Annotated in this window: 12 protein-coding genes and 5 tRNA genes; 1 reads left to right on the plus strand and 16 read right to left on the minus strand. The window is 41.2% G+C overall.

Going from position 1 to position 14840, the window contains the following annotated elements; translation table 11 throughout:
• Nucleotides 1–84: 84 nt before the first annotated feature.
• From PX700_RS03050 to xerD, 14 genes are all read right to left on the minus strand, one after another.
• Entirely contained in the window at nucleotides 85–1461 is a 1377-nt protein-coding gene (locus tag PX700_RS03050) for a Na+/H+ antiporter NhaC family protein (RefSeq protein WP_415636356.1), read from the minus strand.
• Nucleotides 1462–1652: 191 nt separating this feature from the next.
• Nucleotides 1653–3311: a penicillin binding protein PBP4B gene (gene pbp4b, locus PX700_RS03055; RefSeq protein ID WP_479519818.1), complete on the minus strand. Its 1659-nt coding sequence runs from the start codon at nucleotides 3309–3311 to the stop codon at nucleotides 1653–1655.
• Between the two features lie 9 nt (nucleotides 3312–3320).
• Nucleotides 3321–4496: an exo-beta-N-acetylmuramidase NamZ family protein gene (locus tag PX700_RS03060; RefSeq protein ID WP_479519819.1), complete on the minus strand. Its 1176-nt coding sequence runs from the start codon at nucleotides 4494–4496 to the stop codon at nucleotides 3321–3323.
• A 696-nt stretch (nucleotides 4497–5192) separates the two neighbouring features.
• Nucleotides 5193–5269 (minus strand) — tRNA-Arg (locus PX700_RS03065).
• A gap of 115 nt (nucleotides 5270–5384) precedes the next feature.
• Nucleotides 5385–5461, minus strand: a tRNA-Arg gene (locus PX700_RS03070).
• Nucleotides 5462–5512: 51 nt separating this feature from the next.
• Nucleotides 5513–5589 (minus strand) — tRNA-Arg (locus PX700_RS03075).
• A 74-nt stretch (nucleotides 5590–5663) separates the two neighbouring features.
• A tRNA-Arg gene (locus PX700_RS03080) sits at nucleotides 5664–5740 on the minus strand.
• Between the two features lie 37 nt (nucleotides 5741–5777).
• Nucleotides 5778–5870, minus strand: a tRNA-Ser gene (locus PX700_RS03085).
• A 128-nt stretch (nucleotides 5871–5998) separates the two neighbouring features.
• Nucleotides 5999–6181 (minus strand): hypothetical protein, encoded by a 183-nt coding sequence (locus tag PX700_RS03090; protein WP_415636353.1) that lies wholly within the window; start codon nucleotides 6179–6181, stop codon nucleotides 5999–6001.
• 539 nt (nucleotides 6182–6720) lie between these two features.
• Entirely contained in the window at nucleotides 6721–8256 is a 1536-nt protein-coding gene (gene lysS, locus PX700_RS03095) for a lysine--tRNA ligase (RefSeq protein WP_479519820.1), read from the minus strand.
• 26 nt (nucleotides 8257–8282) lie between these two features.
• Nucleotides 8283–9381, minus strand: a protein-coding gene (prfB, locus tag PX700_RS03100; RefSeq protein ID WP_165727224.1) for a peptide chain release factor 2 whose coding sequence is annotated in 2 segments (ribosomal slippage) — nucleotides 8283–9305 and nucleotides 9307–9381 — 1098 coding nt in all. Because the reading frame shifts where the segments join, the coding sequence is not laid out codon by codon here.
• 143 nt (nucleotides 9382–9524) lie between these two features.
• Nucleotides 9525–11246: a single-stranded-DNA-specific exonuclease RecJ gene (recJ, locus tag PX700_RS03105; RefSeq protein ID WP_479519821.1), complete on the minus strand. Its 1722-nt coding sequence runs from the start codon at nucleotides 11244–11246 to the stop codon at nucleotides 9525–9527.
• 80 nt (nucleotides 11247–11326) lie between these two features.
• A complete protein-coding gene (gene dsbC, locus PX700_RS03110) occupies nucleotides 11327–12055 on the minus strand; it encodes a bifunctional protein-disulfide isomerase/oxidoreductase DsbC (RefSeq protein ID WP_415637567.1) in 729 nt (242 codons plus the stop codon).
• A gap of 62 nt (nucleotides 12056–12117) precedes the next feature.
• Nucleotides 12118–13044: a site-specific tyrosine recombinase XerD gene (gene xerD, locus PX700_RS03115; RefSeq protein WP_415637566.1), complete on the minus strand. Its 927-nt coding sequence runs from the start codon at nucleotides 13042–13044 to the stop codon at nucleotides 12118–12120.
• 94 nt (nucleotides 13045–13138) lie between these two features.
• On the opposite strand from xerD, the gene fldB reads away from it, so the two are divergent.
• On the plus strand, nucleotides 13139–13660 hold the full coding sequence (gene fldB, locus PX700_RS03120) for a flavodoxin FldB (RefSeq protein WP_007583764.1): 522 nt from the start codon (nucleotides 13139–13141) through the stop codon (nucleotides 13658–13660).
• A gap of 90 nt (nucleotides 13661–13750) precedes the next feature.
• On the opposite strand, the gene PX700_RS03125 is transcribed toward fldB, so the two are convergent.
• Together PX700_RS03125 and PX700_RS03130 are read right to left on the minus strand one after the other, a co-directional pair.
• Nucleotides 13751–14218, minus strand: coding sequence for a YHS domain-containing (seleno)protein (locus PX700_RS03125; protein WP_415637565.1), 468 nt, complete (start codon nucleotides 14216–14218; stop codon nucleotides 13751–13753).
• Between the two features lie 139 nt (nucleotides 14219–14357).
• Nucleotides 14358–14804 (minus strand): DUF2147 domain-containing protein, encoded by a 447-nt coding sequence (locus PX700_RS03130; protein ID WP_415637564.1) that lies wholly within the window; start codon nucleotides 14802–14804, stop codon nucleotides 14358–14360.
• Nucleotides 14805–14840 lie beyond the last annotated feature (36 nt).

Raw genomic sequence — 14840 nt, forward strand, 5'->3', positions numbered from 1 at the left:
AACTCAACTAATCATTTTTTTCGCATTATATTAAACAAAAAAGCCTGCAATTAAGCAGGCTTTTGAGTATTTAAACAATTATATTTATAAAACAATAATACTCGTTACTAAGTACGCTATAAACGTAAGGCCGCCACCAAATAAAGCATACGGTAGCTGCGTTTTAACATGGGTGAGTAAGTCACACCCCGATGCAATAGCCGATACAGCGCTGGTGTCGGATATAGGCGAGCAATGATCGCCAAATATACCACCACCCAAAATAGCACCAACAACAAGCGATGGCGGTAAACCTAGCGCTTGAATAAGTGGCACACCAATTGGGATTAATATAGCAAACGTGCCCCACGATGTACCCGTAGTAAACGCCATAACCGCACCAGTTAAAAACAGCACAGGTACTATTAAGTAAATAGGTAAGTAGTCGCCAACAAGTGACGCTACAAATACGCCAGTACCCAACTCTTTTAAGCTTGCGCCAAGTGTAAGCGAAAGCAGTACAATGGCGACCAGTGGCATTAATTCGCCCATACCTTTAAAACCGGTATCAACTAATTGATGATGCGTAAATTTACGTGAGCCAATCATTAAAAAGTACGCTACAACAATAGCTAAAAACGTTGCGTATAATACTGATTTAGAACCGCTGCCCTCTGCTAACACACCATTACCGGTGTAATACATAAAGCCAACCATGCTGGTAATTAGCGTAATAAGCGGAATTAACATGTAACGCGCTTTAGAGGCTTTTATTTCATCTTTTAAGTCGGTTGTTTGAAGCTCTAGTTTTTGTTCGGCTTCTTTCATTGGGCCGTGTACTTTATCAAACGCTATGGTGTAAAAAACAATAACAAGGGTAATTATGGCGTAAAAGTTATACCCTACGCTGCCCCATAATACCGATACGGCTGACTCACCTAGCTCGTAGTTACCTAACAAACCAAGTACAAATGCGCCCCAGCCGTTAAGTAGTATTAAAATACACACTGGCGCACTGGTGCTATCAATAATATACGCTAAACGCGCTCGGCTCATTTTAAATTTGTCGAATAAGCCACGCGATAAAATACCCGAGGTAAGTACGCTCAGGTTAGATTCTATAAATACCGCTATGCCAGTAAACATGGTTAAAAAGCCCACTTGGCGCTTACTTTTTGCAATGCCTTTGTTCATTAGCATATTAACAGTTGCTGCAACGCCGCCAGATTCGCGAATGTAGGCAAGCAGTGCACCAATTAAAATACTAAATATTAATATGCGTGTATTACCTGGCGAGCTGGCAACCGAAATAATACGTTCAATGGTATTTAAAAAAGTGTCAAACAAGCTATTACCTTCGCCCTGAAAGGCGAGTAAAAACTCAGAAGAAGCAACAGCAACAAGTAACGCCATAATCACTTCTTTTCGCCAAAACACGATAGCAATCGCAATTAGCGGCGGTAAAATAGAATACCAATGCATAAAAAGTTAACCTTAATTATTAGCGAGTAAATCTCGCTTTGTACGCGTTTTAACGCTTATTTATTAAGCCTAACAACATAAACCGGCTTAGTTTTATAGACCGCTTAGCTTAATGGATTGGCTTACTCAAGTCACCTGTAAATAAGCCACTTAAAGTGGCACAGTTAGTACGTTTTAACCTATAAGATAACTTATTGATTTAGTAGTGCTTCATAAATAAGCGACACAACCGATCCGTACTGTGCGGTTTCAAATTGCTTGCCTGTAAATTCGTAACGTTTTTGCGAACCTTTAATGGCACTATGGCGAGCATTAGTAAGTAAAACAATAGCTAAGTCGTAAGCGGGGTCAATTACTGTCACTGTACCTGTCCAACCTGTGTGCCCATAGGCCTGTGCGCTTGCATAAGGGCCAAAGTGCCAACGCCTTGCTTGGTTGTTACCAGCAAGCCTAAAGCCCAGCCCATAGGTTTCGTCGCTGCTTTGCGGCGTTAAAAATTGTGCTAAGGCGCTTGCACTAAATAATTGTTGGTCGCCGTAGCCACCGCTATTTAATAATAGCTGGCAAAGCACGGCTAAGTCGTGAGCATTACTAAATAGTCCTGCATGCCCTGCTACGCCATCAAGTGAGTAGTAAGCGCGCTCGTCATGCACTTGCCCTTGTAAAACAGTGGTGCGAATATTATCAAACTTAATACGCCCGTCTCGCGTGTTACCGCTAAGCTCTGTGGCTGCAAATTGCTGCGGCTTAAAGCCTTTTTTAAGTGGATTAAATAACGTATTGGTTAATTTTAGTGGCGCATATACGTGCTGCTCTAAGTATTCATCCAAAGGTTGCCCTGTAATACGCTCAATGAGCACACCTAAAATCATGTAATCAATATCTGAGTAAACATGCTGAGCAGATGATTTACTGCTAAAAGGTACGCTGGTAAGTAATAGCTGTTTGGTGGTTTTACTATTTTGCGAATAAAACGCATCGCCATTGCTGCCATCTTTACGATGAAAATCAAATACTGGCGGGTATCCGGCGCTGTGTGTAAGTAAATCTTTTACTGTGCGTTGTGAGCGCCCTTCGCCTTTATATTCGCTTAGGTAGCTTTGTACGGGTTTATTAATATTTAATAGCCCTTCGCTTACTAATTTCATAAGGGCAAAGTTGGTGGCAAATATTTTGGTGTTTGAGGCTAAATCAAACAAGGTATTAGTTTGCATTGGCTCCGGGCGTAACAGCATTAAGTCACTTTGCTGATATTGCTTTGCATCGCCATAGGCAGTTAACTTTATTAGCTCGCCATTTTTAACAACAGCCAACACAGCCCCAGGAAAACCCGCTTTTACATCGCGATTTATTAACGCATCCACTTCGCTAAAATCTACGCTTTTTATTGGGTCGTCGCTTAAAGTAGGAAATGCAAAACGCAGCGTTAAACTTGCGCCAGTAGGGAGAATATTTTCAACTTTAAAAGTATTAACGCCGTTGTGAGTATTTTTTGCCAAGCTGTAATTGTACAAGGTGTTGGCGCTTAATTGATTAACGTCGAGCTTTTGATTATTAATGTAAATATCGGCGCTTTGTGCGTTGTGGTTTTGTATTAATAATTGCCCGCGCCCTTTGTAAGCTTTAAACGTTCCTCGGTTATTTACATAAAACCGGCTACTTGGATTTACCTCAGGAAACGTTACAACCACTTGTGCATTAGGCAGCTCTACAAGTTGGCTTTTTGTAAGTGGTAGCACCGAGCTAATAGGCTCAGATGGTGTACTACAACCCACAACAATAAAGCTTAACGCCGCTATAAATGCTTTTTTTATATAACTACACCTTTGATTTTTAAAAGCAATAAACATGCTTAGCCCTTATTTATATAGCAAGTAAGGCGCTCTTTGCGCTTTAAATTGCACAAGCCCCGCCTGCCAACTTTGTTTTATTTGCGCCTCTGATTGCCCTGCTTCAATAGCTAAGCGCAATTTATTAGTACCCGCTAGTTTATCCATAAAGTCAGCACGTTCAAAAAACGAGATGTCATTTTTACTAAGCTCCGTATACGCATTTATTAAGTAAGTTAAATTTAGCCCTGTGATGTTTACTTGTCTTAAATCGAGCCCTTGCACGGTTTGGTTTTTAAATTTAGGGTTTAAAGCAGCGCCTTTAATTGCGCGCGGTGTAAAATTAAAATCCCCTAATGCAACTGGCGAGTAACCAATTACTTGAAACGCAAAGTCGGTGCCTCTGCCAATGCTGATAGGAGTTGCTTCAAAAAAGCAAAGCGATGGGTAAAGCGCAATGGCTTGATCGTTAGGTAAATTAGGGCTGGGTTTTACAGGCAAGCTGTAAGTGCTTTTACGAGTGTAATGATCAACAGGGATCACGGTTAGTTTTAAATCGGCCGCTTTATTGATCCAGCTCTCACCCTTGATCATTTTAGCCAGCTCGCCAACGGTCACACCATGCAATACAGGAATGGGGTGCATGCCTACAAACGATTTAAATTCTGGCTCTAATATTGGCCCATCAACGTAGGCAATATTTGGGTTGGGTCTGTCGAGTACTAAAAATTCTATCCCCTGCTCTGCAGCAGCTTCCATCACGTAATGCATAGAGCTTATGTAGGTATAAAAGCGTACACCCACATCTTGAATATCAAAAATAATGACATCAACATCGGCTAAAGCAGCTTGGCTTGGTTTTTTATTTTTACCGTAAATAGAAATAAGCGGAATACCGGTTTTGCTATCAACGGCATTTTTTACATACGCGCCAGCATCGTGATCGCCCCTAAAGCCATGCTCAGGTGCAAAAATTTTAGTTATGTTGATGCTTTTAGTCAGTAGAGCATCTACTAAGTGAGTTTGCCCTACCATTGATGTTTGATTGACCACCAGCCCTACGCGTTTATTTTTTAACTCTGGTAAATATTTAGCATATTGCTGCGCACCGACAACAAGTGAGTTATTAGCTTCGTTGGCTTGCACGCTTGAAATAAAAATAGCGCTAAGAAATAAGAATAGAGTAATAAATGCGGTTTTAAACATGCAGTCAGATCCTTTTAAACAAGGCGTTTAAAATAACATAGGTAATAATAAAGAGCAGCTTTAGAAATGGGTCGAGTGGACTTGATTAGGCTTTGAATGGATATAGTAATAGAAGCTGCGCTTCTCACGCGAGCAAGCTCTGCGGCTACAACGAATAAACAAACTCGGAGTTTAGATTTAAAGATTAGGGCAGGTTTTACTTGTAGGCGTGCAGCTTGCTGACGCGACGAGCGAAGCTCGTAAATAAAGTCTGAGTTATATCGATGGTAAGTGATTAGAAGCTGCGCTTCTCACGCGAGCAAGCTCTGCGGCTACAACGGATTATTAGACTCGGTGTTGGATATGATTGCTTTTACTTGTAGGCGTGCAGCTTGCTGACGCGACGAGCGAAGCTCGTAAATAAAGTCTGAGTTATATTCATGGTTAGTAATTAGAAGCTTCGCTTCTCACGCGAGCAAGCTCAGCGTCTACAACAGATTATTAAACTCGGTGTCTTCAGGGGTTATCTTCGAGCTTCACTTTATTTCAGACACAAAAAAACCGACTTAATGTCGGCTTATTTATGAAAGTGGTGGGCGCAGGACGTATCTTGTAAGAGTGAATCTCCGACTTCTTGGTTCTCAATCCTCCTAAACTCTACATTTCACTTTATTTCAGGCACAAAAAAACCGACTTAACGTCGGCTTAGTATGAAAGTGGTGGGCGCAGGAGGATTCGAACCTCCGACCGCTCGGTTCGTAGCCGAGTACTCTATCCAGCTGAGCTATGCACCCACTTTCATAGATTGCTTATTTAAACTCTAAGCAGAGCGTATAAATTCAGACATAAAAAAACCGATTTCCATCGGTTTATTTTTCTTACACTTAAAAGTGTATGAAAACATGAAAGTGGTGGGCGCAGGAGGATTCGAACCTCCGACCGCTCGGTTCGTAGCCGAGTACTCTATCCAGCTGAGCTATGCACCCACTTTCATTTTTACTATTACTTGTTTTTACTCTAAGTGAGAGTCTATAAAGTGGTGGGCGCAGGAGGATTCGAACCTCCGACCGCTCGGTTCGTAGCCGAGTACTCTATCCAGCTGAGCTATGCACCCACTTTATAGTTTACTTATTTTAACTCTAAGTAGAGCTTTTGCTTATTTAGACTCTAAGCAGAGTTATTAAAGTATGGTGGGCGCAGGAGGATTCGAACCTCCGACCGCTCGGTTCGTAGCCGAGTACTCTATCCAGCTGAGCTATGCACCCATACTTTAAAACTTTACAAAACACGCCATTAAAAAAATGGTGGAGAGGGAGGGATTCGAACCCTCGATAGAGCTACAAACTCTATACTCCCTTAGCAGGGGAGCTCCTTCGGCCACTCGGACACCTCTCCGTCTTGTGGGGCGTATAATAAAGATTTCAGAAAATATGTCAAACACTTTTCTACCAAAAACGACTATATGGTTACAGATTGCACATATGCTTGGTTTAAAAGTGTAATTAGTTTGAAATTTAAGCGGGTTACGTATTTTTATTTGAAGGATTAACACCTAGCACAGGAACTAACTCATCCGTTAACTGAGCCAAATACTGTTCTTGGTAACCTAATTGTTGAAATTCGGCAATACAAGCACGGTAGTAAGCATCTCGTTCTTGCTCTGTTGTGCATTCTTCTGATAAATCATCTACTCGTTTATCTTTCATACTATTATTCTAAGTCCTTTAAGAATCTATATTGATCTGCTAAATACTAAGCAGTTTAAATTTCGTGCGTATTCTATCTAATATATTTACATAAATACAACATATGTTTAAAAAACAATCATACTAAAAAGTTATAGCACTGTTAGTTTTAATATTAAAACTGCTAATAACAATAAATTAGCGAAGCTGAATTGCAGATTAACCAGTACTAATAACTACATTTAACTTTTAGTGTGGTACTTATACCAACCTGCATAAATCTTTGATCAATTTAACGAATTAAATTGCACTATAACGTCGTTAAAAATTTTTTATTTACGACTGCATGGGTGCAGGAGGTAGAGCAATGCAGGGAGCAATTGCCGAGAACAACTAGATACAAAAATTTTTGCCTAGTTCTAGCGTAATTTTCTTAACGTTAAATAGACCCCGTATATAAGCAGATTGGTATTATTAACTAAAATAACAAAAGCCGATTTAAAAACAAAAAACGCCGCTATTAAGCGGCGTTTATTAACTTACGTTGTTCTACCCAAAGCCTAGTCAGCTTGTGGACGCATATGCGGGAACAAAATAACGTCTTTAATTGTTGATGAGTCAGTAAACAACATTACTAAACGGTCAATACCAATACCTTCACCTGCAGTTGGCGGTAAGCCATACTCTAGTGCGCGTATGTAGTCTTCATCGTAATGCATTGCTTCATCATCGCCTGCGTCTTTCTCTTCAACTTGACGAGTAAAGCGCTCAGCTTGGTCTTGTGCGTCGTTAAGCTCAGAGAAACCATTTGCAAGTTCACGACCGCCAACAAAAAATTCAAAACGGTCTGTAACAAATGCATTTTCGTCGTTACGGCGTGCAAGTGGCGATACTTCCCACGGGTAGCCAGTAATAAACGTAGGTTGAATAAGCATGTGCTCTGCTGTTTCTTCAAATATTTCACACAAGAACTTACCTGGGCCCCAAACACAATTTTCAGGAATTTTAACGTGCACTTGTTTAGCGTACGCTTTTAATTCGTCAAAGTGGTTTTCTGGGTCATTAAATACCGCAGCATCAAACTCAGGGTTATACTTTAAGATAGCATCTGCCATGCTTAAACGTGTAAACGGCTGACCAAAGTCGTACTCTACTGAGTCAATCACTTCGCCGTTTTCGTCTTTAGTTGTATTAACTACAACTGCACTACCTAGCACGTTTTCTGCAACTGTACGTAGCATGTCTTCGGTGATGTTCATCAGGTCGATGTAATCAGCGTATGCTTGGTAAAATTCAATCATTGTGAATTCTGGATTGTGACGCGTAGATAACCCTTCGTTACGGAAGTTACGGTTAATTTCAAATACACGGTCAAAACCACCTACCACTAAGCGCTTTAAGTAAAGCTCTGGCGCTATACGTAAGTACATGTCGATATCAAGCGCATTATGGTGAGTTACAAACGGACGCGCAGATGCACCGCCAGGTATAACCTGTAGCATTGGCGTTTCTACTTCCATAAAGTCACGGTCTGCTAAAAAGCGACGAATGCCTTCAACTACTTGCGAGCGAATACGGAATGTTTCGCGCGTTGCTTCGTTAGTAATTAAATCAACGTAGCGTTGGCGGTACTTTGTTTCTTGATCTGATAAGCCATGGAATTTTTCAGGCAACGGACGAAGTGACTTAGTTAATAGTTGATACTCAGTCATTTCTACGTATAAATCGCCTTTACCCGATTTATTTAGCGCGCCTTTAACACCAATAATATCGCCAGTGTCTAGTTGACCATATTTTTCTTTAAGATCTTTTTGAACATATTTAGATGCATACGCTTGTACGCGACCTTTCATGTCTTGAATTACAAAAAACGGTCCTCGCTTTGCTAAAATACGGCCAGCGATAGACACAACTTCTTGCATCTCTACTAATTCTTCTTTGCTCTTATCACCAAACTGGGCTTGCAAATCAGCCGTGTAATGCTCACGACGGAATTGGTTTGGATGACCGTTGGCTGGGCAATTTTCGCGTATAGCGTCTAACTTGCCGCGACGCTCAGCGATTAACTTGTTTTCGTCTTGGATTTTATCAGTCATTTTTTAGCTCTTTATTAGCTTGGTGGTTATAGGCCAGATTTAAGGCTGGCTTCAATAAATTTATCTAAGTTACCGTCAAGTACCGATTGGGTATTGCGGTTTTCAACGCCAGTGCGTAAATCTTTAATGCGTGCGTCATCAAGTACGTATGAACGAATTTGACTACCCCAACCAATATCAGATTTAGCGTCTTCTTGCGTTTGTTTTTCAGCATTTTGCTGTTGTAGCTCAAGCTCAAATAATTTAGCTTTTAACTGCTTCATCGCTTGGGCTTTATTTTTATGCTGCGAACGCTCGTTTTGACACTGCACTACGGTATTTGTTGGTACGTGAGTAATACGCACTGCCGATTCGGTGGTGTTAACGTGCTGACCACCCGCGCCCGATGCACGGTAAACGTCTATACGTAGGTCTGACGGATTCATATCAATTTCAATATTATCGTCAACTTCTGGGTATACAAACGCAGAAGCAAATGAGGTATGACGACGACCACTTGAATCAAATGGGCTTTTACGCACTAAGCGATGCACGCCAGTTTCGGTACGTAACCAACCGTAAGCATATTCACCAACAAAGCGAACTGTTGCGCCTTTAATACCGGCTACGTCACCGTCGGTCGCTTCAACTAGCTCAACTTTAAAGCCTTTAGCTTCGCCCCAGCGTAAATACATACGTAGTAAAATATTACACCAGTCTTGAGCTTCAGTACCGCCAGAACCTGATTGTAAATCAAGATAAGCATCGTTTGAGTCGTGAGGGCCTGAAAACATACGACGAAACTCTAAACCTTCTAACTGCTCGTTTAAATCAGCAAGTTCAGTTTGCGCTTCAACAAAGGTGTCTTCGTCTTCAGCTTCAACTGCAAGCTCAAGTAAGCCTTCAACATCGTCTGTACCGGCTACAAGGTTGTCGATTGTTTCAACAACTGCTTCTAATGCTGATTTTTCACGGCCAAGCGCTTGTGCGCGTTCAGGCTCATTCCATACGGCTGAATCTTCAAGTTCGGCGTTAACTTCTTCTAGGCGTTCTTGTTTAAGAGCGTAGTCAAAGGTACCCCCGAAGCAATTCAGTACGTTCGCGAATTTCCTTGATTTGATTAATCACAGGATTCACTTCAAACATGTACATCACTCCAAAATGGCTAGGTAATTGCGCCCCTTAAAATGGGATTTTCGCAATAAATTATCGTCAAATGATAAAAACGCCCGATTTTAACAAAAAACCGCGCGCTTTATTAGCATTTTATGCATGATATTACATATTTTTTAGTGCACTTTTTCAAGCTCTCTAACTATTAATTGCAGCGTAAATTTACCTCTAAACTCATTTATATCGAGCTGGTACGCTACTTTTACAAATTTAGCCTCGGTATCTGGCCATTCTTTTACATCAATACCAAAGGCAATGGCGTCAACTAATCGACCAGATTGATGCTTTAACACCAGCTTTAAATGTTTTTCGCCAACTATGCGCTGCTGTATTATTTCAAAGGTATGCTCAAACACCGGCTCAGGAAATTGCTGACCCCATGGACCTGACTGCTTTAATAGCTGGGCAAATTCCATAGTAAAGCAGTCGTTTGGCAGCTCGCCGTCGGTAAACACAATGCAGCGTTTACTTTCTTCACTGAGTTGCGCGCTAACAGCAGCGTCAAAGGCTTGTTTAAAGTCGTTAAAGTGTTGCTCGTTAATACTTAAACCAGCAGCCATTGCGTGGCCACCAAACTTATTAATTAAGTGTGGGTCGGCAGTATTAAGCCCTTCGAGTAAATCGCGCATGTGTAGCCCTTCAATAGAGCGGCACGAGCCTTTTATTTCACCGTTTTCGCCACCAGCAAATATAACGGTTGGGCGATGGTATTTTTCTTTTAAGCGACCGGCCAAAATACCAATAACGCCTTGGTGCCAATCATCTTGAAACAAACAAATAGCATCAGGAATGTTATCGTCGCTAAATGCGAGTCTATCGAGTACAGCTTGTGCCTCTGCTTGCATGCCCTGCTCTATTTCACGCCTTGCAAAGTTTAAGCTATCGAGTTCGCCCGCTATGCTGCGAGCTTGATTTATATCGGTACTGAGTAAGCACGCTATACCCAAACTCATATCGTCTAATCGCCCAGCTGCATTTAAACGCGGTGCAAGTGAAAAACCAAAGTCGCTTGCACTTAAGCGGGCAGCATTACGGTTAGCCACTTCAATTAGCGCGGTAATACCAGGGCGTGTTTTACCACTGCGAATACGTGCTAAACCTTGATGTACCAAAGTGCGGTTATTTGCATCAAGCGCCACTACATCGGCAACCGTACCAAGCGCTACAATATCGAGTAAGTTAGCTAGATTAGGTGGCGGTTGCTGCTCAAAATAACCTAAGTCTCGCATTACGCTTCTCAGTGCTATTAGTAAGTAAAAAGCAACACCAACGCCTGCTATCGATTTAGACGGGAAATTACACTCGTGCCTATTTGGGTTTACTATTGCATCGGCATTTGGCAGTTGATCACCTTGTAAGTGGTGATCTGTAACCAGCACTTTTATGCCAACCGCTTTTAAAATATCAATACCGGCAATACACGATATGCCGTTATCTACGGTGATCACTAAATCAGGTTTTATTTGTACTATTTGCTCTGCAAGCGCGGGGCTTAAGCCATAACCTAAGCTAAACCTGTCAGGAATTAAGTAATCTAAATGCTTAAAGCCAAACATCTCAAGGCCCTGCATTAGTGTTGCAGTGCTGGTCGCGCCATCGGCATCAAAGTCGCCAACGATTAAAATATGGCTTTGTGCTTTTAATGCTTCAATTAATAAGTCGCTGGCTTTGTCGATGTCTTTAAACAGTTTAAAGTCGTGAAGCGTCGCTACGCTGTTATTCAGCTCTTCAGCATTAAATACATTACGGTTAGCATAAATTTGTTTAATTACAGGGTGTAAATTACTCGGGAGATGCGAGTCGTCAACGTTTTCACGCGCAATGATTAGTTTTTTCATGCAGAGTTTTAACTTATTGAGTCGTATTAAAAAGACAAAAAAAGGCCATTAAGGCCTTTTTAATAATGCTACGCGTTTAATTACGACGCTTTGTTAGCCTCTAATGCTGCTTTTAGTGCTGCAGCTGGCTGATAACCTGGGATCATCGTGCCATCTTCTAAAATAATAGCGGGCGTGCCGCTAATACCGAAGCTTTGACCAAGTTGGTAATGCTCTGCAACTGGCGCGATACAACCTGCAACTACTTTAGTACTTGTGCCCGATTTAGCTTCTGTAAGTGCTTCTTGCTGATCGCGTGCACACCATACATTCATTAAATCTGCGTAACCAGAACCTTGCAGTCCGCCACGAGGAAACGCTAAGTACTTAACAGTAATACCTGCATCAAGTAAATCGCCTAACTCGCGGTGTAATTTACGACAGTAACCACAGCTAATATCGGTAAATACAGTAATGCTGTGTTTTTCGTTTGGTGCTTTGTACACAATCATCGAATTTTCGTATTCTTTAATGCCCTCAACACGCACGCCGTTTAATGCTTGCTCTGTTAAGTTATTACGATTGTTTAAGTCGATTAGTGTGCCTTGCATTAAAAATTGACCATCTGGACTTGCGTAAAGCACGCCCTTATTAGTGATCAATTCTTTTAAACCCGCTACTGGGCTTGGATTAATTTGCTTTACAGTTACACCAAGCTCGGCAAATTTAGTAATAATAGGATCATTAGCATCTGGTGTTACAGCAACGCCATTTGCAAATGCACTAATACTTGTGCACAACATGGCACCTGCTAACATTAATTTTTTCATAACTTCTCTCTATCCTAAAAGACTTAATATATTGACCGGCTTAATGATATTTAATTTCAAACTTACGCACGTGGATGATGCTGCGCATGTACCGACTTTAACCGTTCGTTGGCAACATGGGTATAAATTTGCGTCGTTGATAAATCGCTATGGCCCAACATCATTTGTACCACACGTAAATCTGCCCCATGATTTAATAAGTGCGTAGCAAAAGCATGGCGCATAGTATGGGGCGATAATGGAGACTCAACTGCTGCCAAAATAGCATAGTGTTTAATTCTATGCCAAAAGGTTTGTCGCGTCATGCCTACTCCGCGTTTAGAGGGGAACACAAAATCGGTGGCGTGTTTTATCATTTGTGCGCGCCCGACCTTTAAAAATTGCTCAAGCCAATACATGGCCTCTTCACCTAGTGGTACTAAACGCTCTTTGTTACCTTTACCTTTTACAAACACCACCGCTTGGCGCAAATTAATTTGCTCCATGCGCAGTCCAACAAGCTCACTTACACGCAAACCCGTTGCATAAAGTAGCTCTAGCATGGCTTTATCGCGCAGTCCCATTGCTTCTTCGGTATTGGGCGCATTTAATAATGCCTCAACTTCGGCCTCTGAGAGTGTTTTAGGTAACGATTGCCCTGCTTTTGGTTGAGAAATATTTAGCATGGGAGTATCACTAATTAGTTTTTCACGCACAAAGTACTGATAAAAACGCTTAAGCGCACTAATGCTGCGCGCAGTACTGCGTGGTTTTAAACCTAAATCAACTCGGTGAGCTAAGTAACCCTCTACATCAAACCCGGTTACCGTCATTAAATTTTGCCCTTTTAAAAATAGGCAAAACTTATCTAAATCACTGCGATAAGCACTTAATGTGTTTTCGCTTACGCCTTGCTCTAAGTACAGGCTATCTAAAAAGGTTTCTAGGTAGTCGCTATTACTGCTCATACTGCTGTTATTTTCAAAAGAATCGTCAGATAGCGTTGTCACATTATGCTCTCATGCTTTGCTAAGGTATCAATTAAAAATACCTTACGGTAAACTTGAGCCTATCATATCAGGCAATTACACAGTGATAAATACGATGCAAATTGGTTTATTTTTTGGTTCTACTACGTGCTACACCGAAATGGCAGCAGAAAAGATTCGCGACATTATTGGTGCCGATATAGTTACCCTGCACAATATTAAAGACGAGCCACTAAAAAATGCAGAGCAGTATGACTTTATCATCTTTGGTATTTCAACATGGGATTTTGGTGAAATACAAGAAGACTGGGAGTCAAAGTGGGACGACATAGCCGACGTAAACCTAAACGGTAAAACCATTGCTTTATTTGGCATGGGCGACCAGCAAGGTTACGGGCAGTGGTTTCAAGATGCGCTAGGCATGCTGCACGACGAAATAAATACGCAAACATTTACTCAACTTGGTTTTTGGCCAAACGACAGTAGCTACGAGTTTGAAGCTTCAAAAGCATTAACGCCTGATGGCAAACAGTTTGTAGGACTCGCACTCGACGAAGACAGCCAATACGAGCTAAGCGACGACCGTATTGCAACGTGGGTTGAACAGGTAATGACTGAATACGGCGAAACGCTTTAGTTATTCTCGTTAGTAAATACCGGTATTTAAAAATTAAAAAGCCCGTAACTAACCTAGTTACGGGCTTTTTAATTAATAATATGAGTAAATTTATTGAAACGTCATAACATTGGTTGTTTGTGGGTAGTACCCATCTGCCATAACAATGTACGGCAGTAAATTACTTAGCCATTTTTGCTGCACGCTTTCGCTATAGTTTAAGTAAAGCTTACCTTCGTGAATATAAAATGCTTCTGGGTCTATACCTACAGCATTGCCCTCATCGGCAATCGCATAAGCACACCATCCACCGTATTGCGGTGCATAACGCTTAGGGTCTTCTGCAAATGCCGTTTTGTTTTCTTCACTCGAAAAATGCCAGTCGGCACCTAAATAATTAAATGTGTATTTACTGCTGCCTTTAACTGCTTTATTTTGGGTAAAGTAAGCAACGCTATCGTACCCTTTAATAGCTGTGTTATTAAACCACCCCGTATTTACAGCATCATCCTTTGCATTTGCCCCGCCGCTTATTAACAGTGTACTTAGCATCATTAAAGCAACTACGTACTTAATCATCTTCTTTCCTTTATTATTCACTCAAAATTTAATGCCAATTAAATATGGCTGACTTAATGAGTAAGAAAGGCAAAGCGCAAAAATGATTTCAGTTAACGGTTAATTATTTAACGTTTAGTAATTAAATAAGCAGTAAAACTTACTCTACTCTTATCCAATATTGATTGCGGTAAAAAAAGCCAATGTAGCCGCGTACTTCGAGCTTTTTACCTTCCTCTTGCGGGGTTAGTTGTAAGGTATAAGTTTTGCCATTTGTTGGGTCGAGTATTTCACCGTCTCCCCAGATGCCATCATCCTGTGCTTTTACGTTTTTAATAATAGTCATGCCAAGAATAGGTTGGTCTTTTAACTCATCATCGCACTCGGTACATATATCGTTTTGTTTTGCAGGGTTAAGAATGGTTTCAACTTTGCCGCTTAATACACCATTGGTTTGGGTAATACGTACATACGACTTAGCTTGGTTTGTATCCTCATCAATGGTTTTCCAAAGCCCTACAGGCGTAATTGCAGCAAACGCGCTTTGGCTTGCAAAAATGGTGGCTGCTAACGTGCTAAGTAATACTGTTTTATTTAATTTTTTCATTGTGTTGCCTTTAAATTAAGGGGCTAATGGCTAAAT

It is taken from the genome of Pseudoalteromonas sp. TP27, assembly GCF_056470645.1.

Coding starts and splice junctions, on each gene's coding strand:
- PX700_RS03050 (WP_415636356.1), bottom strand. CDS start 1,461: ATGCATTGGTATTCTATTTTACCGCCGCTAATTGCGATTGCTATCGTG.
- pbp4b (WP_479519818.1), bottom strand. CDS start 3,311: ATGTTTATTGCTTTTAAAAATCAAAGGTGTAGTTATATAAAAAAAGCA.
- PX700_RS03060 (WP_479519819.1), bottom strand. CDS start 4,496: ATGTTTAAAACCGCATTTATTACTCTATTCTTATTTCTTAGCGCTATT.
- PX700_RS03090 (WP_415636353.1), bottom strand. CDS start 6,181: ATGAAAGATAAACGAGTAGATGATTTATCAGAAGAATGCACAACAGAG.
- lysS (WP_479519820.1), bottom strand. CDS start 8,256: ATGACTGATAAAATCCAAGACGAAAACAAGTTAATCGCTGAGCGTCGC.
- recJ (WP_479519821.1), bottom strand. CDS start 11,246: ATGAAAAAACTAATCATTGCGCGTGAAAACGTTGACGACTCGCATCTC.
- dsbC (WP_415637567.1), bottom strand. CDS start 12,055: ATGAAAAAATTAATGTTAGCAGGTGCCATGTTGTGCACAAGTATTAGT.
- fldB (WP_007583764.1), top strand. CDS start 13,139: ATGCAAATTGGTTTATTTTTTGGTTCTACTACGTGCTACACCGAAATG.
- PX700_RS03125 (WP_415637565.1), bottom strand. CDS start 14,218: ATGATTAAGTACGTAGTTGCTTTAATGATGCTAAGTACACTGTTAATA.
- PX700_RS03130 (WP_415637564.1), bottom strand. CDS start 14,804: ATGAAAAAATTAAATAAAACAGTATTACTTAGCACGTTAGCAGCCACC.